19 protein-coding genes and 1 other RNA gene are annotated in these 22,807 nt (G+C 32.5%); 10 read left to right on the plus strand and 10 right to left on the minus strand.

Annotation, left to right across the window (positions count from 1 at the left end; genetic code table 11):
• Nucleotides 1–11: 11 nt before the first annotated feature.
• Complete coding sequence (locus AB3G34_RS08690; RefSeq protein ID WP_369752163.1) at nucleotides 12–950, minus strand: lysostaphin resistance A-like protein; 939 nt, start codon at nucleotides 948–950, stop codon at nucleotides 12–14.
• Between the two features lie 105 nt (nucleotides 951–1,055).
• Between AB3G34_RS08690 and AB3G34_RS08695 the strand changes: the two genes are divergently transcribed.
• Together AB3G34_RS08695 and AB3G34_RS08700 are read left to right on the plus strand one after the other, a co-directional pair.
• The gene (locus AB3G34_RS08695) at nucleotides 1,056–1,397 is read left to right on the plus strand and encodes an ArsC/Spx/MgsR family protein (RefSeq protein ID WP_369752164.1); all 342 of its coding nucleotides are present in this window, start codon (nucleotides 1,056–1,058) and stop codon (nucleotides 1,395–1,397) included.
• 95 nt (nucleotides 1,398–1,492) lie between these two features.
• Entirely contained in the window at nucleotides 1,493–3,973 is a 2,481-nt protein-coding gene (locus AB3G34_RS08700; RefSeq protein WP_369752165.1) for a TonB-dependent receptor domain-containing protein, read from the plus strand.
• A 169-nt stretch (nucleotides 3,974–4,142) separates the two neighbouring features.
• Here the strand turns inward: AB3G34_RS08700 and AB3G34_RS08705 are convergent, their stop codons facing one another.
• Nucleotides 4,143–4,310, minus strand: a complete 168-nt coding sequence (locus AB3G34_RS08705; RefSeq protein ID WP_367754008.1) for a hypothetical protein — start codon at nucleotides 4,308–4,310, stop codon at nucleotides 4,143–4,145.
• 253 nt (nucleotides 4,311–4,563) lie between these two features.
• Here AB3G34_RS08705 and fumC point away from each other — a divergent pair, with 253 nt between their 5' ends.
• A complete protein-coding gene (gene fumC, locus AB3G34_RS08710) occupies nucleotides 4,564–5,961 on the plus strand; it encodes a class II fumarate hydratase (RefSeq protein WP_367770851.1) in 1,398 nt (465 codons plus the stop codon).
• 101 nt (nucleotides 5,962–6,062) lie between these two features.
• Here the strand turns inward: fumC and AB3G34_RS08715 are convergent, their stop codons facing one another.
• Entirely contained in the window at nucleotides 6,063–7,265 is a 1,203-nt protein-coding gene (locus AB3G34_RS08715) for an NAD(P)-dependent oxidoreductase (protein ID WP_369752166.1), read from the minus strand.
• Between the two features lie 239 nt (nucleotides 7,266–7,504).
• Between AB3G34_RS08715 and AB3G34_RS08720 the strand changes: the two genes are divergently transcribed.
• Both AB3G34_RS08720 and ssrA read left to right on the plus strand, forming a co-directional pair.
• Entirely contained in the window at nucleotides 7,505–8,701 is a 1,197-nt protein-coding gene (locus AB3G34_RS08720; RefSeq protein WP_369752167.1) for a serine hydrolase domain-containing protein, read from the plus strand.
• A gap of 94 nt (nucleotides 8,702–8,795) precedes the next feature.
• Nucleotides 8,796–9,192: a transfer-messenger RNA gene (gene ssrA / locus AB3G34_RS08725) on the plus strand.
• Nucleotides 9,193–9,231: 39 nt separating this feature from the next.
• Here ssrA and AB3G34_RS08730 read toward each other — a convergent pair.
• Nucleotides 9,232–9,702 carry an OsmC family protein gene (locus AB3G34_RS08730; protein ID WP_367770859.1) on the minus strand — a complete coding sequence of 157 codons (471 nt, stop codon included), beginning with the start codon at nucleotides 9,700–9,702 and terminating at the stop codon, nucleotides 9,232–9,234.
• A gap of 123 nt (nucleotides 9,703–9,825) precedes the next feature.
• On the opposite strand from AB3G34_RS08730, the gene AB3G34_RS08735 reads away from it, so the two are divergent.
• The gene (locus tag AB3G34_RS08735; RefSeq protein ID WP_369752168.1) at nucleotides 9,826–10,689 is read left to right on the plus strand and encodes a DMT family transporter; all 864 of its coding nucleotides are present in this window, start codon (nucleotides 9,826–9,828) and stop codon (nucleotides 10,687–10,689) included.
• 375 nt (nucleotides 10,690–11,064) lie between these two features.
• On the plus strand, nucleotides 11,065–11,970 hold the full coding sequence (locus AB3G34_RS08740; RefSeq protein ID WP_369752169.1) for a DUF6268 family outer membrane beta-barrel protein: 906 nt from the start codon (nucleotides 11,065–11,067) through the stop codon (nucleotides 11,968–11,970).
• A gap of 69 nt (nucleotides 11,971–12,039) precedes the next feature.
• Here AB3G34_RS08740 and AB3G34_RS08745 read toward each other — a convergent pair whose 3' ends face one another.
• The 4 genes from AB3G34_RS08745 to AB3G34_RS08760 form a co-directional block, all read right to left on the minus strand.
• Nucleotides 12,040–12,711, minus strand: coding sequence for a hypothetical protein (locus AB3G34_RS08745; protein WP_369752170.1), 672 nt, complete (start codon nucleotides 12,709–12,711; stop codon nucleotides 12,040–12,042).
• A gap of 337 nt (nucleotides 12,712–13,048) precedes the next feature.
• A complete protein-coding gene (locus tag AB3G34_RS08750) occupies nucleotides 13,049–14,926 on the minus strand; it encodes a M1 family metallopeptidase (protein ID WP_369752171.1) in 1,878 nt (625 codons plus the stop codon).
• A 165-nt stretch (nucleotides 14,927–15,091) separates the two neighbouring features.
• Nucleotides 15,092–16,672, minus strand: a complete 1,581-nt coding sequence (locus tag AB3G34_RS08755; protein ID WP_369752172.1) for an NADP-dependent glyceraldehyde-3-phosphate dehydrogenase — start codon at nucleotides 16,670–16,672, stop codon at nucleotides 15,092–15,094.
• A 53-nt stretch (nucleotides 16,673–16,725) separates the two neighbouring features.
• Nucleotides 16,726–17,037, minus strand: a complete 312-nt coding sequence (locus AB3G34_RS08760) for a rhodanese-like domain-containing protein (protein ID WP_367754028.1) — start codon at nucleotides 17,035–17,037, stop codon at nucleotides 16,726–16,728.
• Nucleotides 17,038–17,334: 297 nt separating this feature from the next.
• Here AB3G34_RS08760 and AB3G34_RS08765 point away from each other — a divergent pair, with 297 nt between their 5' ends.
• From AB3G34_RS08765 to AB3G34_RS08775, 3 genes are all read left to right on the plus strand, one after another.
• Complete coding sequence (locus AB3G34_RS08765; RefSeq protein WP_367754030.1) at nucleotides 17,335–17,961, plus strand: Crp/Fnr family transcriptional regulator; 627 nt, start codon at nucleotides 17,335–17,337, stop codon at nucleotides 17,959–17,961.
• 74 nt (nucleotides 17,962–18,035) lie between these two features.
• Complete coding sequence (locus AB3G34_RS08770; protein ID WP_367770875.1) at nucleotides 18,036–18,824, plus strand: sulfite exporter TauE/SafE family protein; 789 nt, start codon at nucleotides 18,036–18,038, stop codon at nucleotides 18,822–18,824.
• Between the two features lie 75 nt (nucleotides 18,825–18,899).
• Nucleotides 18,900–20,174, plus strand: coding sequence for an FAD/NAD(P)-binding oxidoreductase (locus AB3G34_RS08775; RefSeq protein ID WP_367770878.1), 1,275 nt, complete (start codon nucleotides 18,900–18,902; stop codon nucleotides 20,172–20,174).
• Between the two features lie 74 nt (nucleotides 20,175–20,248).
• On the opposite strand, the gene cydB is transcribed toward AB3G34_RS08775, so the two are convergent.
• Together cydB and AB3G34_RS08785 are read right to left on the minus strand one after the other, a co-directional pair.
• The gene (cydB, locus tag AB3G34_RS08780) at nucleotides 20,249–21,325 is read right to left on the minus strand and encodes a cytochrome d ubiquinol oxidase subunit II (protein ID WP_369752173.1); all 1,077 of its coding nucleotides are present in this window, start codon (nucleotides 21,323–21,325) and stop codon (nucleotides 20,249–20,251) included.
• 3 nt (nucleotides 21,326–21,328) lie between these two features.
• On the minus strand, nucleotides 21,329–22,660 hold the full coding sequence (locus tag AB3G34_RS08785; RefSeq protein WP_367770884.1) for a cytochrome ubiquinol oxidase subunit I: 1,332 nt from the start codon (nucleotides 22,658–22,660) through the stop codon (nucleotides 21,329–21,331).
• Between the last annotated feature and the right edge of the window lie 147 nt (nucleotides 22,661–22,807).

Consider the following 22,807-nt stretch of genomic DNA (forward strand, 5'->3'; position numbering starts at 1 on the left):
TAGTATGTTGTTTATAAGATGTTTGTTTCCTTATTTAATTCAATCTTTCCAGTTAATTTTTCTTTCCAGTCAGACCAATTGTATTTTCTACTAAAGATATATAAAAGTAATGGGTAAATAACTATTACTGGTAAGATAACATCGATTCCCGCTTTTGGTTCTGAAATATCTTTAAAAATAGAATTCGTTTGAAAAGCAGACCAATCTGAGGTAACTAATAATGCACTAATTAAATTATTTGCTGCATGGAAACCCAATGCCAATTCCATTCCTTCATCCATCAAAGTGAGTATTCCCAAAAATAAACCGGTACCTATGTAATAAATAAAGATGATATTTCCCATTTTAGAGACTTCCGGATTCGATAGATGCATTGCTCCAAAAATAACAGAAGTCATCAATAATGGAAACCATTTGTTCTTGGATAAATTAGCAAATCCTTGCATTAAATATCCTCTAAAAACATATTCCTCTGTACTAGTTTGAATAGGAATCAAAAGCGTTCCTATAACTACTAAAATCGCAAAAGGAATAGGTTTAAAATTGAAAACAAAATTCTCAGGGCTCGCGTAATAAAAAATTAAAGTAGAAGCAATTGTAAAAATAGACCAGATTGAAAAAGAATAAAAAAATCGATTCCAATCCATTTTTTTTCTTGAGGTAGTTATGGAAAGCATGGTTTGATTGTGAAGATACCGTACCACAAAATAAATCCCAATTAAAGTAAAAACAAACGAAATTAGGATTAAAAACAAAGTGAGATTAGGCTCAAAAAAACGCATTATATCTTCGTTATTTGACGGATAAGCCTTTCCATTTATCATTACTTCATATAAAAGTCCAACTAATAATGGAATTTGCCCCACAAAAGAGGTCACTATAATTAAAGTAGAACCTACTAAATATTTCCAAAACTTATTTTCTGAATTAACACCTTGCTCTATAAACATTTATTTAATTTAAATATGAGTATAATTAGACTATCAAAGTCTATTTTTGTCAGTCGAAAATACCTTTTTTATTTTAATATAGACTAAAAAACAAAAATAAAACAAATGATACAAATATACCATAACCCTCGTTGCGGAAAATCAAGAAATGCTTTAGTACTAGTAGAAGAAACAAAACAAGAATATGCAGTTATAAAATATCTAGAGCTACCACCTACTTATCCAGACTTAGTTTTACTATTAAAAAAGCTTCATTTAAAACCACTAGAATTAGTACGCCAAAAAGAAAAAATTTGGATTGAAAATTACAAAAATAAATCTATGACTGACGAATCAATAATTAATGCCATGGTATCAAACCCAATTCTTATTGAAAGACCCATCCTTATAAAAGGAGATAAAGCAATCATTGGCAGGGACTTAGAGAAAGTCAACCATTTCCTGTAGCGGGAAGCTTTTTTATTTAACAGTTTTTTATGATTTACCCTTTAAACCAAATGCAATTTTTGCAATCAAATTGCCATAATCTAAACTAAAAACTAATGCGTTATCAATTAAAATATTATTTGACCCTCACCTTGTTCTTCACATTTCTACTGAATTTTGCACAACAAAGACCAGCTGGTCCAGCTGGAGCCGAAATGCCTAAAATAAAAATCACAGGAACTGTTATTGAGAAAATAAGTAAGCAACCGCTAGAGTATGCAACTGTTACTTTTATTAACTCAAAGAATGCAAAAGTGATTGCTGGAGGAATTACAAACACAAAGGGAGAATTTAATATCGATGTATTCCCAGGAATGTACACGATTAAAATTGAGTTTATTTCTTTTAAATCCATCGAATTAAAACAAACTTTAAAAGAAAATACTAGTTTAGGAACTATTTCTTTGGTAGAAGACGCCGCACAATTAAACGAAGTAGTTGTTCGTGCTGAGAAATCTACTGTCGAAATTAAGCTGGATAAAAAAGTATATAATGTAGGTCAGGATATGCTTGTAAAAGGAGGGACAGTAAGTGATGTATTAGAAAATGTACCTTCCGTTTCTGTAGATGTTGAAGGAAACGTTAGTTTAAGAGGTAGTGATAATGTTAGAATTTTCATCGATGGACGCCCTTCAAATGCTCTAAATATGGCTGAGGCTTTGCGCCAAATTCCAGCAGACGCAATTGATAAAGTGGAAGTAATTACAAATCCATCGGCACGTTATGATGCTGAAGGTGGTGCTGGTATCTTGAATATCATCCTTAAAAAGGGAAAAAATCAAGGTTTAAACGGAACCTTTATTGCCTCTACAGGAATTCCAGAAACCTATGGTTTAAGCGGAAACTTAAATTATAAAACAGAGAAAATGAATTACTTCACAACTACTGGTTATAATTATAGAACTAATGAAGGTGGTGGAAAAACAAACTCTCAATATTTCAATTCGGATGGTTCTACTAATAAATTCATTGATGAATCTCGCGATACACAAAGAATCAGAAAAGGAATTACAACCAAAACTGGTGTAGAATGGTCGATTACTCCAAATACGTTTTGGACAAACTCTATTAGCTATCAAAATAATACGGGAAGTACGGAAGACTTAGTGAACTATAATAATTTTGATGCCAATAAAAGTTTTACTTCAAAAAGTTCTCGTTTAAATAGTGGAAACACAACTGGAAAAGACTTTGAATATTCTTCGAATTTTATTAAAAATTTCAACGATAAAGGGCATAAACTGACAGCTGACGCATCTTATTCTAGAGAAAATGATATCGATGATTCCGCAATCAATGGTATTAACGAAACATTCCCTGATCAAAACACGTATAGTACTACTTATAATGATGCAATACAAAAACAATATCAAATTCAAGCGGACTACGTTTTACCAATAGGAGAAGGAAGCCAATTTGAAGCTGGATACAAAGGAAACTTTAACAATCTAAACAAAGCCTTCGATATTTTCTCTGATGATGGTAGTGACCTTGGAAATCTTTTGTCAAATACATTAGAGTATAAAGAAAAAATTAATGCGCTGTACACACAATACGGTTTCAAGGTAAACAAGTTCTCTTACTTATTTGGTTTACGTTGGGAAGACACCAATATTGATGTTAACTTACTTGATACCCAAGAATTCAACAATAAAAAATACAATAAATTTTTCCCTAGTGCATTTGTCAATTATGAAGTTTCAGATCAAAGTAGCTTATCTTTAAGCTATAGCAAACGTTTATCTAGACCAAGAGGTAGATTCTTAGACCCTACTCCTAACATTTCAAGTAATATTAATATTTTTAAAGGAAACCCAGATTTAAATCCTTCATTAACGGATAAATTTGATTTAGGCTACATCAACCGTTGGGATAAAGTAACCTTAAATACTTCCATGTATTTTGAAAACACCACTGATGTATTTTCATTTGTACGATATGAAAGTGGAGAGTTTGTAAATGGTACTCCAGTGATTCTGAGCACTCCAATTAACATTGGAAAAGAGCAAAAAATTGGTTTTGAATTTACTTTAAACTACAACCCAATTAAAGCTTGGAAAATCAACAGTAGCTTCAACTTATTTAATACTAAAACAACAGGAGATTTTCAATATACAAATTCACAAAATGTAGTAGTAACTCAAAACCTAGATAACCAAGCAACCTCTTGGTTTACTAGAGTAAACTCTCGATTAACTTTGCCTTACAAAATTGATTGGCAATTAAGCGGAATGTACTTTGGACCTAGTAAAACAGCTCAAGGTAAAAACCTAGGTCAATACGGTATCAACACCTCATTTAGTAAAGATATCCTAAAAGACAAAGGAACGATTGCCTTCAATATTAGTGATATTTTCAATACCCGAAAAATGAGATCCGAGACTAACTTACCTAGTGTAAGCAATTACAGTGAATTTCAATGGAGAAAAAGACAATTCAATTTATCATTCACTTACCGAATCAATAAAAAGAAATCGGATAGAGATAAAAATGCTCCGAAAAATGGTGAAGAAGAAGGTGGTGGATTTCCAGGATAAAAGCAAGATTAAGGACTCATGAAAATAGGTCCTTTTTTTTTTATTATAACAATACAACATTGTCCCTATTTATAAAATAATCCATAAAGCTACAATCTAAAAACACAATTTTTAGGCATAAAAAAAAAGGACTCGCAAAAACGGGTCCTTTTTTTATGTGTCAATCAAACTAAACTGATTGCTCTTTCTTTGCTTTTCTTTTCTCTTTATATGCTTCCCAAGTTGCTCCACCTACCCAATAGGATACGAAACCAACTAAAAAAAACATTAACCAAAATCCTAATGTAAGGATTGATAAAAAAAGTAAAAAGCCTAAATACTGTGAAAATTCAAACATGTTTTCCGGAATTTTTGAATGTAAGTACAAATGTATGTTTATTATTTTTTCTTAGCAATAAAAAAACAAATCAATTTTCATAAATTAGTATTTATACGTATTTTTGAGCTCAATTTTAGGAGCTATTCCCGCTATTCGTTACAATCTTACATGCCAAACAATGGCATATAAGGATTTTCACTACTATCGGGGCTAGAAAACAGAATGCAGTGCAACTAAATCAATTTTCAACATAACACAAATAAATAATAAAATGAAATTCAGAATAGAAAAAGACACCATGGGTGAAGTGCAAGTTCCAGCTGATAAATATTGGGGTGCACAAACAGAACGTTCTAGAAACAATTTTAAAATAGGACCATCTGCTTCCATGCCAAAAGAAATAGTAGAAGGTTTTGCCTACCTAAAGAAAGCAGCAGCTTATGCTAACTGCGACCTAGGAGTCCTTCCTGCTGAAAAAAGAGATGCGATTGCAGCTGTTTGTGATGAAATTCTTGCTGGGAAATTAGATGATCAATTTCCATTAGTAATTTGGCAAACAGGTTCTGGTACACAAAGTAACATGAACGTTAATGAAGTTGTAGCTAATCGTGCTCAAGTTTTAAAGGGATTTGCAATTGGTGAAGGAGAGCAGTTTATTAAAGCAAATGATGATGTAAACAAATCACAATCATCTAATGATACTTTCCCTACAGGAATGCATATTGCAGCTTACAAAGCGGTTGTAGAAGTTACAATTCCTGGAGTTGAAAAATTAAGAGATACATTACATGCTAAAGCAACTGAATTCAAAAATGTGGTAAAAATAGGTCGTACACACCTTATGGATGCCACTCCACTTACAGTAGGTCAAGAACTTTCAGGATATGTAGCACAATTAAACTATGGTTTAAAAGCAGTTAAAAATACTTTAGCACATTTATCTGAAGTTGCTTTAGGAGGAACTGCTGTAGGAACTGGACTAAACACACCTGCAGGATACGATGTAAAAGTAGCCGAATATATTGCTGAATTTACAGGTCATCCATTCGTAACTGCCGAAAATAAATTTGAAGCTCTAGCAGCTCATGACGCTATTGTTGAATCACATGGTGCTTTAAAACAACTGGCTGTTTCATTAAATAAAATTGCTAATGATATTCGTATGTTAGCTTCTGGACCTCGTTCGGGAATTGGTGAGTTAATCATCCCAGAAAACGAACCAGGTTCTTCCATCATGCCAGGAAAAGTAAACCCAACACAATGTGAAGCGTTAACAATGGTATGTGCTCAGGTAATGGGTAATGATGTGGCAATCACTGTTGGTGGAATGCAAGGTCATTATGAATTAAATGTATTCAAACCAGTAATGGCGGCAAACTTCTTGCAATCAGCACGTTTATTAGGAGATGCATGTACCTCATTTGACGAACACTGTGCTCAAGGTATTGAACCTAACTACAAACGTATTAAAGAATTAGTTGACAATTCATTAATGCTTGTTACGGCTTTGAATACAAAAATTGGATATTACAAAGCAGCTGAAATTGCTCAAACAGCTCATAAAAACGGAACTACTTTAAAAGAAGAGTCAGTACGTTTAGGGTATGTTACTGCCGAAGATTTTGATGCATGGGTAAAACCAGAAGATATGGTAGGAAGCTTAAAATAATTATAAATTTTGATTTATAAATCAAAAACCCTGAAATGATAAAACATTTCAGGGTTTTTGTTTATTAACATATATGCAATAAGGACAACATTCAATACTAACTACTTCCCATCAACATAATCTTGTAAATAACTAAATCTTGGAGTCAGTTTTCCTTTTTCGGTCATTTTGGCTCTTTCAAGAATACCCTCTTTATCGTTATCAAAAAAGGCAGGAATAACATGTTCCATAAACATAGTTCCAAAACCTTCACTGGCATCTTTTGGCAATTCGCAAGGCAAATTATCAACGGCCATAACTACAATAGCAGCAGGGTGAAAAACATCCACTTCTTTATGCTCCGATGGTAAATAACCGTATAAAGGCTCTGCTATAGTTGAAGCTCTAAGAGTCGATGCAATAGGCCCGTTGATATCACAGGAAACATCACCAATTACTTTTATCTTACAGTCCTTTGCTTGAAGCATCTCTTTTGTCAGAATATCTGGTGCATCATTCCCATGAAAATGACCTGTAATTAAAATTTCAGATACTTTCGTAAATCGTTCAAAATCTCCTATATATTCTTTAGGGTTATCGTAAAAGTCTTTACAATTTAGTACTTGTCCGTCAATGCGTTTATTATAATCTAAAACATCAATTTGGGTATAAACAGCTTGTGCATACTTTTTAGATAAGAAATTTTCAACCGAAACCTCCGTGATTTTTATAGCATCCAGCACTTCTTTTATTCCCCCTCCTACTTTACCGCTTCCGGTAACAACAAATTTAATGGGTGGGAAAATAATCCGTTTCAATTGTCTAATTAACTCCTCTTTACCTGAAAGTGTCTCCGCTTTTGGTAATTTAAATAATTCAAATTTGATTCCAAAAGCACGAATCGTATTATAAGCACCAACTATTCCAGCATATCTACCAAAACCAATCAATCTGCGATTTTCGGCATCTACTATTGTTTCATGATCATATAAATCAATGCTTTTTTCTAAAACTGTTTGTAATAATTTTTTATTGTATGGCTGCTTCTTTATAGTATGTGAAAAAAAGAAATAGGATTTATTAGGGATTAGATTTTCAACAGGAACTTCTTTAACTCCAAATAATACATCACAATCGCTTATATCAGAAGTAACTTCAATTCCTAATTTTTTATATTCTTCATCAGAAAAAATTCTAATATCTGAACTTTCTACTTTTACAATTGCATCTGGATAAAGTTGCTTTAATTGAACTAACTCACTAGGAGAAAAAACGACTCTTCGATCAGGTGGGCTTTTTCTTTCTTTTAAAATTCCGAATTTCATATCTTAGTTTTACATGTATTATTATAACTTTAATCAATGTTATTGTTACAAATATAACAATTTAAACAACATTAAGTTGGGTTTTATAAAAAAAATTAAATCCTAAAAAATTTTAAAAGCTGAGGTCCAAAACAATAGAAAAACAGTTCTAAAAACTTTAATAAAATACTGTTAACGTTTGCTAAAAAAAGGGACTAAAGGGATTGATTCCATATATTTGCCTTTCTAGCACCACAGTAATGATTTTTATAAAAAAAGCAAATATACTACAAATACTCATGCTCTTATTGGTTTTGAGTGGCTGTAAAGAAAAGAATAAATCGGAATCAAATTCAACAGCAAACACAAAAGAGAAAGCAAGTCTTGTAATCAATTCTGGGCCAAAACTTAGTGAAAAGTATTACGAGTCTAAAAAGAATTCTATCCTTCATTTTTACAACAAAAACTGGCCTCATAATAGTTTAAATGGGGGTTTTCTTGTGGCGAAAAATGGTCAAATTATATTTGAACGATATGAAGGTATTTCAAATCACAAAACCAAGTCAGAAATGACTAGCACAACGCCCTTGCATATCGCTTCTGTTAGTAAAGTAATAACAGCAACAGCAGTATTAAAATTAGTAAGTGCCGGAAAAATAACATTAGACCAAAAAGTAACTACCATCCTAAAAGAGTTTCCTTATCCAGATGTTACTATAAAAACGCTATTAAACCATAGAACTGGGATGCGTAATTACGCCTATTTTACAGAAAAAAAAGGAATTTGGGACCGACATAAAATTCTAAGCAATCAAGATATCTTGACTATCATGGCAACAAAAGGGATTGATTTAGAATTTAAAACCAATACTCGTTTTAGCTATTGCAATACTAATTATGCCATGTTGGCATTAATAATTGAAAAAATAACAGGTAAGCCTTACAAAGATGCCATGCAAGAAATTGTTTTCAAACCATTAGGGATGAAAGACACTTATGTTTTTGATTATGAAAAAGACAAATTGACGGCTACACCTTCTTACAGAGGGAATTTTTCATTGATTAATATGGATTATTTAGATGCGATATATGGTGATAAAAACATCTACTCTACTCCTAGAGATTTATTAAAATTTGATGATGGTCGTAATTCTGCCAGTTTTTTAGATCCAAAATTACTAAAACAAGCCTTTATAGGATATAGTAACGAACATAAAGGAACAAAAAATTATGGCTTAGGTATGCGAATGATCAATTGGCCTACAGGACAAAATTTCTATTTTCATAATGGCTGGTGGCATGGTAATACTTCTGCTTATATTACTTTACCAGAAGAAAAGGTTACAATTATTGCTTTGTCAAATAAATTCAATCGAAGTACCTATAAGGTTCGGAATTTAGCTGCACTTTTTGGAGATTATCCATTCAAACTGGATGATGATGGAAAAGAGGAATGATATTTGTAGAATAAAAAGAGTGTTTAAAATGTAATTTCAACTAGAAAAGAATACATTTGCAAACTCAAAATTATCAGCGATGGTAAAATAAAAAGGGGTCGACTGGTTTTGACAGCAAGTCGAATTGACAAGTAAGCACGTCGAGAACTGGGACAATTCTCGTTAATAAAAGGTTTCAAAACACTTACACGGCGAAGGAAACTACGCTCTTGCTGCATAATCTGAATCATAGTAAGATTAGCCTAGTTCCTATAAGATAGGAAAGCAGGATTTACCTCGAAAGCTTTGGTTTATAGCGGTCGATCAAGGTGAATCGTAAATTTAAACCTAGATTTCCATAAGCTTCGGGTGGATTTCGAACTAAAGAAGATAAGTTATGTGCGGCTGTTTCTGGCCAATCACATAATCGAAAATTCAATCAGGAAATAAGCGTGTAGAAAGCTTCTTAGTTGCTTGTTTGGACCCGAGTTCGATTCTCGGCGACTCCACAAAAAACCTTGTAAATCATTGATTTACAAGGTTTTTTTTATTTATTCTATTTCACAACTAGGAAAATGGACAATAGGAAAGTTACAAGAGTTCGCAATGAAACATAATTCGTTGGCTTTTTTATGTAAAGTTAATGCTTCCGCAATCTTTTCTGGTTGCCTAATAGCAACTTTAGGATAAAGACGAACTTCAATAAAACGACCACTACCATCTTCAGTAACTTCAAGTGTTGCCTCAGCAGCATCTGTATAGGAAATAACTTCTATTCCTTCTTTCCCACAAACGTACAAATACGACATCATATGGCACGAAATTATACTACTTAATAACAAGTCTTCGGGATTATACAAAGTTGGATCTCCTTTAAAAGCTTTGGCAGCTGAAACACTTAAAATAGGCTTACCTTCAATTGCGATAGTATGACTTTTACTGTACGTCTTGACTATCGAAATTTCCCGATTTAAAATCGAAGACCATGTTACTTTTGCTTTAAATAAATGTTTAAATCCCATTCTTTTTTTTATTTCAAAAGTAATTAAAACTGTCTAACAGTTTAACCACATTTAGTATACAATTACAAAATCATTTGATGCATAAATTTTGTAGTTTTACGAACCTAAATCTACAATCAAAAAGTGAAAAATAAATTACTCAATATTCCTCCAATTCCAGCTGTTCTTTTCGCTATAATAAGTGTTCAGTCTGGTGCTGCTATAGCAAAAACTCTTTTCCCTTCTATCGGTGCCGCAGGCACTGCTTCGCTAAGAATTGGTATATCAGCAATCATTCTTTTTGCTGTTTACAGACCCAATTTATTCAAAATCACTCCCAATCAATGGAAAATTGTAATTCCATATGGTTTGTCATTGGGTGCCATGAATTTAATCTTTTATCTCGCTATTGAGAGAATCCCAATTGGACTTGCAGTAACACTAGAGTTTATTGGCCCTTTAGTAGTAGCAGTAATGGGTTCAAAGCGATTATTAGATTATTTATGGGTTCTACTTGCTGCCGCAGGAATTGTTTTAATAGCACCTTGGTCTGATAATGGAATTGATCTTTTAGGTGTACTCTTTGCGCTATTGGCTGGTGCGCTTTGGGCAGCTTACATCGTTTTGGGTGGAAAAATTTCGAAAATAATGAAAGGTGGAGAAGCTGTAGCCACAGGAATGCTATTTGCTTCGATATTAATAGTTCCTTTTGGAATTTTAGGAAACGGCTTAAATAATCTCACTCCTACTTTCCTTTATTTAGGGATAGCATTAGCTCTTTTGTCAAGTGCAATTCCTTTTACATTGGAGATGAAAGCTCTTGGTCAACTTCCTGCCAGAACATTTAGTATATTAATGAGTCTAGAACCTGCAGCAGCCTCTATTTGTGCACTTATATTTTTACAAGAGCACCTCACTTTTAATGAAGTTTTAGCCGTAATTTTTGTCGTAATTGCTTCCGTTGGATCAACAATTACTTCAAAAAAAACAACTCCTAAAATTGATTGAAATTATAAATAGTTCCATTATATGGATCTCAAGTTTATATCAAGTTAAGTGATAAAATTTATTGATCAAGTAACGCAACAGTAAAAATAATAAACTTGCCACAACCGCAAATGCCAGGATAAAACTAAACAGATTTATAACAATATTAGGGATAAACTTCAGTTTGGGATGGGTGTAATATGGCTCACGATGTAATCTTTCGTGGATGCTTTTATTTACTATTTTAATTTTCTTTTTGATACTGTTACCTTTTGAGTTATTACTATAATAAATTCTAACCTTTCAAAGCTATTCCTATTTTACTCTAAATTACTCAATTAATTTAAAATAAAGGAGTTAAAAAATAAAAATAAAAAAAAACACTATATTTAGAGAATGAAAATAAAATTACTAACCCTGTTATTTTTAATACTTCCTCTCTTAAGTAATTCTCAAGAATATGTCGATTTGATAAATGTCAATTATGGAGAATCTGGAAACACTTCTTTTGAAAATAGTTCCGAAAACACAACTATTTCAACCTTTAGAGCAAGTACATTATTTCCTTTAGTTCTAAACGATAAATATGCAGTTATTACAGGAGCCGACTTTAATAAACAATCCTTACAATTATTTCCCAATACAGAATATAATCATTTATATACTACCCGATTAAAATTAGGAATGAAAGTAAAATATTCTGAACATTGGAGTACTACTTATGTATTTCTTCCAAAATTAGCCTCAGATTATACTAACATAGATAAAAATGATTTTTATCTTGGAGGTGCAGTGGTATTTAAATATAAGAAAAGTAATACTCTTAATTATCGTTTTGGTTTATATAGTAGTACCGAAGCATTTGGATTGTATTTTTCCCCTTTAATTGGAATCTATTATAAAAGTCCTAATTCCCTTTTTGAATTAAACGTATCTTTCCCTGGTGATTTTGATGTGAATTATAGCATTGCTAAAAACACAAAATTAGGAATTGATTATTTTGGTAATTCTGAAAGTTTTAGACTTTCGAAAGAGAAACTAAATCCAAATTATGTACAAAACAACTCTTTAGAATTTTCGTCATATATTCAAAACAACTCCATAAATAAAAATTTATTATTACGCTTTAAACTAGGGTTTTCAAATAACAATTATGAAGTTTATCCTGCAAATCAAAAAATTGATTTAGGAATTTCATCTTTACGATTTGGAGACGACAGAACTCAAATGAACTCTAATTTATCAAATAGTCTTTTTTTTAAGGTTGAAGCCATATACCGTTTTTATATTGTTCCTAATTAATTTAAAAAACATAAAAAAAACCGTCTCATTTCAATAAAAAAGACGGTTTGTTATAGATATAATAATTAATTACTCTACTAATTTATAATAAAACATTTCAGGTGCTCCCACTACTCCAGCGTCCATCATTACTTTTTTCTTAGCCTCAGAAGTTATAGCCGCTTTAGCTTTTTTCATATCTGATATTGCAAAAACTAAAGTTACCATATTAGGATCATCAACACTACGAGCCATTCCTCTATCTATAAGCCCTTCTTCCATTCTTTTTGCTGTCCCTTCTGCATCATACACTTTGAGCCATGCATCAAAATCTTTTACTTTATGAGTGACCATTAGTCGATCTTTGATGTTTATTTTTGAATCATCATTTCGAATTACATTGTAAAAAGAAAAAGTAGGAACACCCATTACACCCGCTTTTTTCATCGCATCCTTAAGACTTGGCAGTGTACTAAATTCCTTTGCTTTTTTTATGTCATTCATTTTATCAATGACAATAACCATATTTTCATTTTCCATTCCTTTTCCTATCACAAAGTGGGTGATTCCATAACTTTGTCTTATTGAATCATGGGCATTATAGGCTAATAACCACTTATCATAATTGACTACTTTGTGCTTTATTACAATTACATCAAAAGGGGTAAATACTGGAGCCTCTGGCATAACAGGTTCCTCCATTTTTTTTGGTTCTTCTACTTTTTCTGTTTTATTGTTCTTACAAGATAAAACTGTAACCATAAAAACTAATATTAAAAGGGGCTTCAAAAATTTTTTAATGTGTTCCATAGTACTATATATTTTAGTTGTTTATTATATAAATATAATGAAAAATACTGATAATCAGACATTTATATTTTTAATAAATTCAAAAAACTGTGTAGTAAAAAACGTACCCAACTAAAATTTTGATAGGTAATTGTCACATATAAAGCGTATAGATTACTATTTTCAAAAAAACTTCTCCATACATTTAAACTAAGAAACCGGTTCGCTTTTTAAAACGAATCGGTTTCTTTGTTTACTCTTATTCCCTTTTTTAAAATATAAGGAACAATTATATTCTAATGAATTTAAATTATTTAGAGGCCCAACTATTATCTGAAGGTGTAGCATCCATAAAAAGTCCCCCATCAATTGTTATTGCCTTTATTTTCTTTGAGCCTTTTAGGTTAATCGTTGTCATTTTTTGATTTGCTTCCCAAATAGCTGGCGTCTCATGTATCGTTTCTTTGGTTCCATCAGTATAACTAATTACTACATCAAACGGAATTGCAAATCCACCTTCATTTTTTATTTCAACTGACTGTTTTGTGGTATTCACATTTGCAATAGCAAGATCAATATAATTATTAGTAAAAAACCAGTTATTAAAAAACCAATTTAGATCTTTACCTGAGTTCGTATTCACTGAGTTGAAATAATCCCATGGAATAGGATGTTTCCCATGCCAATCTTCCATATAAGCATGTAGCACTTTTTTAAATAATTCATCACCTAATAAATCTTTCAAAGCTAGGTAAGAAAGTGATGCTTTACCATAGGAATTATTTCCATAACCAGACCCTGAAAGTTGAGATGACATAGAGATAATAGGTTGATCCTCTTCGGTAGATTTATCGTTAATATAGCGATTGACTCTAAACTGCTTATAAAACTTATCTGCTGCTTCTTTGCCATGTTCTGAAATTCCTATCAAATATTCTAATGTTGTAGCCCAACCTTCATCCATGAAAGCATAACGAGTTTCATTAATTCCCATATAAAAAGGAAAATAAGTATGCGCTATTTCGTGATCTTGTACTAATTGTGCAAAAACAGGATCTCCAGTTTGAGAATCATTGACCATCATTGGATATTCCATATCAGCAAATCCTTGAAAAGCAGTCATTTTTGAAAACGGATAAGGTACCCCAGGCCAGTTATTAGAAAACCATCCCAAAGCATAATTGGTGTTTTTTACTGAGTTTATAAAATCGGTTCCTTTCACATCATAAGCCGCTTGTGTGCTTACACGGCGGTTTGTTTTATTATCTACAATTACACTTCCTGCATCCCATAGATAGTGATTACTTAAACCAAAACACACATCCGAAATAGCATTGGCTTCAAACTTCCAAGTATTCCAATCGTTTTGTAAAGTAACTTTTCCTTCTTTCATTTCCTGTTCGTTTGCAATATGAATAACTGCATCCGAAGTATACGATTCTTTTAATCGGGATGAAAATGTAGGTTGTAACACCTCATCAGGATTTAATAAATCTCCTGTAGCATAAACAACGTAGTTTTTGGGTGCTTTGATCGAAAAACTGTAGTCATTAAAGTCGTTATAAAATTCTTGACGGTCTGTATGTGGTAATCTATCCCAACCATTGTAATCATCATAAACAGATACTCTAGGATAACTATAAGCTACATAAAATGTAGTTTCATCAATTTGACCTTCACGCCCACTTTCTTTAGACAAAGGATAATTCCAGTCAATATCTATTGGAGTTTTGCTATGAGGTGCGATAGCTTTTTTTAGTTTAACAACTCCCACAGTCCCCCAATTTTTAGCATTTTCATTGTAGACTTCTCCATCAATTTTAAAAGACGTGATAGTTAATCCCGCTGATAAAAAGTCAGGACTTACCTCACCTCCTCTTGGAGCAGTAGGCTTATGCAAGTTGTTTACAAAACGAATAACTAGGGTTTTCAAAGTATCCTTACTGTTGTTTTCATAAATAATAGTTTCTGTACCATTAACCATTTTAGAAGTAGGATCTACACTAATTTCCATAGTATATTTACCGTGGTTTTGCCAGTAATTGTCTCCTGGTTTTCCTATTTTGGAACGAGTTCCCTTAGCATAGGCTTCTTTGATATTTCGCGGAGTGTAGAGCTCCTGAGCTGAACTATTTTGTGCAAAAAATGCAATTGTAAACAGTAGTAATAAAATTGATTTTTCTTTCATAAATAATTTTTTAAAAATAAATACTAATGTACCATTAGTAGCAATACCTTCAAGATTGTAACACAAAATAATTGAAAATAAAAAAGAATTTATTTAGGAGAATTTATACCATAAAAAAACCGCCTAATCATAAAAATTAGGCGGCTATAATGGGCAATGAATGATTTATAAAATATAATCGGTAGTGATAAAATTAGATTGATCACTATTTAATAACGCTTGTAATATTTCGTTGTTATACTCATTGTCTTTTGAAGCAACAAAGGTTCTAATCGAGAAAGAACGTAAAGCATCATGAATACTCAATGTTCCTACAGCCGAGTCTTTTCGTCCTGTAAAAGGGTAAATATCCGGTCCTCTTTGACAAGAACTGTTTAAATTGACACGACACACTAAATTGACTAAAGTATCGATTAGTGGAGCTAGTGTTTTAATGTCTTTCCCAAACAAACTTACTTGTTGTCCATAATTAGACTCTGCCATATCGTTTAATGGTTCTTGAATGTCTTTGAAGGTTAAAATAGGCACTACTGGGCCAAATTGTTCTTCGTGATACACACGCATGTCCTTATTTATTGGAAACAGAACTGCAGGAAAAATATAATTTGGAGCATGTTCTCCCCCTTTTGCGTTAATCACTTTTGCTCCTTTACTAGTTGCATCATCAATTAATTCCTGAATATATGCTGGCTTTTCTTGTTCTGGCAATGGAGTTAATGAAACCCCTTTTTCCCATGGGTTACCAAATGGAATTGCATCCACTTTAGCAGAAAAACGTTTATTAAATTCATCGGCGATAGCTTCATGAACATATAAAATTTTCAAAGCTGTACAACGTTGTCCATTAAATGACAATGATCCCGCAATGCATTCTTGGATTGCCAAATCTAAATCGGCATCTGGTAAAATGATCGCTGGATTTTTGGCTTCCAAGCCTAAGATTAAACGTAGTCTGTTCTTATTAGGATGTTGATCCTGTAAAGCAATGGCCGATTTACTATTCCCTATCAAAGCCAACACAGCCACTTTCCCCGATTTCATAATTGGAGAAGCCACTTCACGACCTCTACCATAAACAATATTAATTACACCAGCTGGAAAGCTATTTCTAAATGCTTCCAACAAAGGAGAAATTAATAGAACTCCATGTTTTGCAGGTTTAAATACTACTGTATTTCCCATAATTAAAGCAGGGATAAGCAATGAAAAAGTTTCGTTTAAAGGATAATTATAAGGCCCAAGACACAAAACTACTCCAAGTGGTCCACGGCGTACCATGGCATTTACTCCTTGACTTTTAGTAAAACGAGCACTATTCCTATCTAATTGTTTATAGTCTTCTATAGTATCATAAATGTACTCTACAGTTCTATCAAACTCTTTTTGAGAGTCACCTAGCGTTTTTCCTATTTCCCACATCAAATATTTCACAACCGCTTCACGGGTAGTTTCCATTTGAGTTACAAAACGAGTCATACATTTAATTCGATCTGAAACTTTCATTGTAGGCCATAATCCTTGACCGTTATTGTAGGCGGCATCGGCAGCATCAACAGCTTCCAATCCTTCTTTTTCTCCCATAAATGGAATTGACCCTAATATAGTTGGCGCATATTCTTCAGTGGATGAAATAGTTGAAAATACTGGAGAAGTTTGACCTTCCCAATTTTTCAATTCTCCATTTACTAGATATCTATCTTGATTAAGAAGCTCTTTAATCTGAAATTCTTCTGGTATAAAATTCATTTTTTTGGTTTTTATTAGTAATAATTAAAAAAGAGGCCAAAGCCTCTCTAAAATTATGGCGAAACGATATCTCCGTTCCATGCCAATATTCCTCCTGTTAAATTATAGGCATTTTCAATACCTAATTCATTCATAATCTCGCAGGCTTTTGCACTTCTTGCTCCAGAACGACAATAAACATAATAGTTTTTACTTTTATCTAATGCTTCAATGTCATTAATAAAAGCTTGACCTTGATGGATGTCAATATTTATGGCATTTTCTATTATACCATCATTACATTCATCCTCAGTTCTTACGTCTAGTATCACTGCATTTTCATCCCCTTCAAGTTGAGAAATCCAATCTTGTTGTGTTAAATTCATGTTGCTCTTTTTTGTAAAAATACAATGTTTTTTGCTAACTAAAAACTAACAAAATGTGAATTAAATAATAATTCATAGAAAACGTTTTCGCGACTATTTAATAATCAGACATTTACGTAAATTACTATTTATTTTCAAAAAAAAGCCTAGTAAATCTATGGGTAAATTGAAAAAACTGCAACAGCAAATTTTAAAAAACAAAAAAAACAATCCTCTAAAAGCCTTCTCTATTCATGTTCATTTTTTAATGTACTTTTACAATAGTCAATTCAAGCCGATTCATAAAACAACTACAAAATGCACGATTCTTTAAAAAACACTTTTCCTTCTTTTTCTAATGAATTAATTCAAGAAATTGAGAAGAATGCCATACATCAGTCCTATAAGGCAGGAGACGTCATCATGCGAACAGGACAATATATTAATAATACTATTTTACTAACTAAAGGACAAATTAAGATTTATCGTGAGGGAGAAAATGGCGGGGAATTTTTCATGTATTATTTGCAACCTGGCCAAGCTTGCGCTGTATCTATGATATGTGCCACCAAAAGTCAAACCAGCCAGATCATGGCTAAAGCGATTGAAGATGTTGAACTGATTATGATACCGCTTGCACTAATGGAGAAATGGATGATGGAACACCGTAGCTGGTATGAGTTTGTTATTTTTACCTATCGCACAAGATTTGAAGAAGTATTAGAAGTAGTTGACAGTATTGCTTTTAGAGCGATGGATGAACGTTTAGAGTTTTATTTAAAAAGACATGCTGATGCATGTGGCTGTAAAGATTTAAAATTATCACATCAAGAAATTGGAACTGAACTTAATACTTCAAGAGAAGTTATTTCACGTTTGCTCAAAAAAATGGAGCAAAGAGGGTTGGTAAAATTACATCGTAATCATATTGAACTTTTAACCTAAAAAAATCACTCAATGTGATAAATGTTACTGTTCACAATAAAAATACAAACCACCTTTGCAATAAAAATTCATAGATGGAAATAATTGGATATTTAGCTTCAATAATAATTGGCCTTTCTTTAGGATTAATAGGTGGTGGTGGATCTATACTTGCTGTGCCTATTTTAGTATATCTTTTTAAGGTACATCCTGAACAAGCAACTAGTTATTCCTTATTTATTGTAGGTATTACATCAATGTTTGGTTCTTACAGTCATTATAAATTAGGAAATTTAAAAATCAAATCTGCTTTAGTATTTGCAATACCTTCTATTCTTTCATTACTTATTGTTAGGAAAATTATTCTTCCCTTAATTCCTGACACCCTATTTTCAATTGATAATTTTGATGTTACAAAGAATTTATTAATCATGGTGGTGTTTGCTTTTCTTATGATTGCAACATCTATTTCAATGATAAAAAAAGCTAAAAAGTTAAAAGAAGTAGTTGAAATCAACTTTAAAATGCTAGCAATAATTGGATTCTTTGTTGGATTAATTATTGGATTTTTAGGTGCTGGAGGAGGTTTTTTAATTATTCCAGCTTTATTATTCTTTGCTAACCTACCCATGAAACAGGCCGTAGGAACTTCGCTTTTTATCATATTTATCAATTCTCTAATTGGTTTTGGTGGTGATTTATTAGGAGGAGTTGAACTTGAATATAAATTACTTTTTATTATTTCCATAATGGCCATTATTGGGCTTTTTATTGGAACACAATTATCTAAAAAAATTGATGGGGCTAAATTAAAACCTGCTTTTGGATGGTTTGTATTAGTAATGGGAATTTATATAATTACCAAAGAAATTTTATTCAAATAACACTTATGTAACATAAGTCACTGTGTATCAAAATGTATCACTGTAATATTGTTCTAACCATAATACTATTCAATCATGAAAGAACATTTTCAAATACTAATAATCGGCGGTGGTAATGCAGGACTCTCAGTTGCAGCCCAATTAATTCGTAAAAAAAGCGACTCAAATATCGGAATTATAGAACCTTCTGAAAAACATTATTATCAACCTGCTTGGACACTTGTAGGTGCAGGAATATATGATGTTGAAAAAACGGTGCGTCAAGAAAAAGATTATATTCCAAAAAACAGTACCTGGATCATAGATGCTGTAACTGAATTTTTACCAACTGAAAATAAAGTAATTTGTAAAAGCGGTAAAGAAATAAGTTATGATTTTCTAATTGTTAGCCCCGGAATTCAATTGGACTGGAATAAAATAAAAGGCCTAAAAGAAACTTTGGGCAAGAACAGCATAAGCAGTAATTATTCATTTGAATTTGCTCCTAAAACTTGGAAATTTATCGAAAATTTCAAAGGAGGAACTGCGGTATTTACGAATCCTTCAACTCCAATAAAGTGTGGTGGAGCCCCGCATAAAATCATGTATTTAGCCTGCGATTATTGGTATAAGAAAGGTATTTTAGATAAATGTGATGTTCATTATATTTCTGGTGGCGCAAGTATTTTTGGCGTACCTGAGTATGCAAAAACATTAGTAAAAACGCTAAAAAAATATAAAATTCAAACTCATTTTGGAGCCAATGTTACTGCGGTTAATGGAGAAACTAAAACGGTAGAATTTGAAACAAAAGCAACTGATGATACCATCAAGCAAAATCTCTCTACTTTGGACGCTTCTTGTTATTCTATTATACCATTTGATGCAAGTGCCGAAACTAAAAAAATCACACTAAAATTTGATTTTTGTCATGCTGTACCACCACAATCGGCTCCTGATTTTATTAAAAAAAGTCCTCTTGCCGATGCGAAAAATCCGTTGGGATTTGTAGAAGTCGATAAATACACCCTTCAACATTCTCGATTTCCCAATGTTTTTGCCCTAGGTGATTGTACAAATGCGCCTTGTAGTAAAACAGGTGCTGCTATTCGAAAACAAGCGCCGGTGGTTGTTGCCAATGTATTATCACTATTAAACGATACTACATTAGTTGCCAAATATGATGGATATAGTGCTTGCCCAATTCCTACACAATATGGAAAATTGATGCTTGCCGAATTTGATTATGACAATAAACCTAAAATGACTTTCCCATTTGACCAAGCAGTACCACGCTGGACGATGTGGAAACTTAAAACAAAAATATTGCCTTGGCTCTATTGGAATAAAATTCTAAAAGGAACCGCTTAATTCTATTCATAAAGAAAAATGCCCTTGTAATTCATTTTACAAGGGCGTTTTTATATTTAAAACATTCCATTTTATTAATGCTCTCCATAGCCAATATCATCCATTTTACCGCTGAACACTTTATATTGGATAACGAAATAAGCAATCACTAATATCAGGGCTACAACAAACCAATACACTCCCACTGATAATCCGTAATCATCTGCAGCCACATTGTAGATGGTTAATGATGGATTTAAATTATTTGTAGAGGGCAAAACATTTGGAAAAATGGAAGCAGTCGTAGACGTAAATCCGCCTACAAGAAACAGCGATGAAAAAAGAAATCCAAGTCCCTCCTTTTCAAATGATCTTACCTTAAACAAACCAAAAATTCCAATAAAAGTAAGAGTAGGAAATACCCAAAGTACTGGATTGTATATGAAGTTATGAAATGGTTTTTGCTCTATATTATGCCAAATAAGTAGTGAAACAATCACCAAAACTAGTAGAACAAAATTAAGCTTGAATACCAGTTCTTTTAACTTTGGATTCAAATCGGAATTGGTTTTGTAAATAATCCAATTGGCTCCATGTATCATCAAAGCAACTACACTTACCACGCCTAGAAACAAAGTAAACCAATCTATAATTCCCAGTTGATCTGCTTTTGGACTAAAAGTAGGATTCCATAATGGCAAAAAGAAAAAATGAGCTTCCTGCGTAGACACACCATTTTCTACCATTCCTAAATTCACCCCACGTACTATATTACCCAATGCTACACCAAAAAATAATGCCAATAACAAACTAGCAATACCAAAGGCTTTATCCCAAACTACCTCCCACATAGGATGATGAATTTGCCCACGCAATTCTAAACCAATTGCTCTAAAAATAAGCAACCATAAAATCATCATCAATGGCAAATAAAAACCACTAAAAGAGGACGCATAAAGCGTAGGAAAAGCAAAAAACAAAACGCCTCCAGCTGCAATTAACCAAACCTCATTTGCATCCCAAAACGGACCAATCGCATTGGTAATGGCTTTTTTGTCTTTTTCTGTTTTTGCAAAAAACAAATGAATAATTCCAGCCCCAAAATCATAACCGTCCAAGACAATATACACCGCCAATATTCCCATTAAAACCACATACCAAAAGAATTCCATAGCTTATATTTTTTTTGTTTCTGGACCGTTTTTAATAATTTTCCCCACTAATAATAAGAATAGTAAACCCAAAAGTAAATATAAACCTACGAAGCCAAGTAGGGTAAACAACGTATTTCCTGAAGAAACCGTAGGCGATGCTCCTGCTGTTGTGCGTAATAAATTATATACTAACCAAGGCTGTCTTCCTAATTCAGCTGTGTACCATCCCGTTGTGTTAGCAATATAAGGGAAGGGCAACATAAAAAGCAACGACCATAAAATCCAGTGGGTTACAAAAAGTTTTTTTCTAAATAATTGAAAAACTGCAGCTGCCATTAAACCTATAAAAACGGTACCCAAACCTACCATAATATGATAGGCATAATAAAGTCCAGAAATATTAGTAGGATGTGTTTTTTCATCAAACTGATCCAATCCTTTTACCTCTGTATTCCAACTACCGTAAGTCAAAAAGCTTAAAACATTAGGTACTGCAATCTTGTTATCTAATTTTTTATCTTTTACATCAGGCTGCCCAATTAAAACAATCTCAGCTCCTTTTTTCTCTGTATGAAAAATCCCTTCCATTGCAGCAAAAGTTACAGGCTGGTATTTCACTACATTTTTTGCTAATAAATCCCCTGTAGGAACAGCAACTACTATACTAGAAATCAACCCAAAAATAATTCCTGTTTTCAAAAATAATTTTCCGTAAAATTCACTCCTTTTACTTAAAATATAAAAAGCGCCAATACTAGAAACTACAAAAGAACTTGTAACCATGGAAGCCGCTTGATTGTGCAAATAAGAAGGCCAAATCCAAGGGTTTGTAAATAAAGCACCAAAATTATTAAGTACAAATTTACCATTAGCCAAGATCTCGTAACCCACTGGATTTTGCATCCAAGAATGGGTAGCAATTATTAAAAAGCCACTGGCCCATGATCCTAAACAAATAAGCAATCCAGTGACAAAATGCCATTTGTGTCCTAATATTTTTTCGCCAAAAAGAAACATCCCTAAAAATGATGATTCTAAAAAGAAGGAAAACATTCCCTCCATTGCCAATGTTTGTCCAATAATCCCCCCTGTCAATTCAGAGAATTTAGCCCAGTTTGTACCAAATTGAAATTCCATTGGAATCCCTGTAACGACCCCCATAGCAAAATTAAGAGCAAATATTTTCATCCAAAAATGAGTGGCTTTATTGTAATGTTCCTCATTCGTTCGTAGAAATTTCCATTTAAAATAAACAATGATTAAGGAAAGTCCCATCGTTAATTGGGGAAAGAGATAGTGAAAGGTAATCGTAAATGCAAATTGCATTCGATCGTAAAAAAGCATTTCTTCCATACTGATGTTTATGTTGTAAAATACTCGCAAATTTAACCAATTAAAACCGTAGCAGCCCAACATAATATTACTTTCTCATCCGCTATTTGTTACGTTTTATGGTAAAATTATTTATTTCTAATTTTAAATTACTTTATGTAACATTAG

This window comes from Flavobacterium sp. WC2409, assembly GCF_041200085.1.
Taxonomy (GTDB): domain Bacteria; phylum Bacteroidota; class Bacteroidia; order Flavobacteriales; family Flavobacteriaceae; genus Flavobacterium.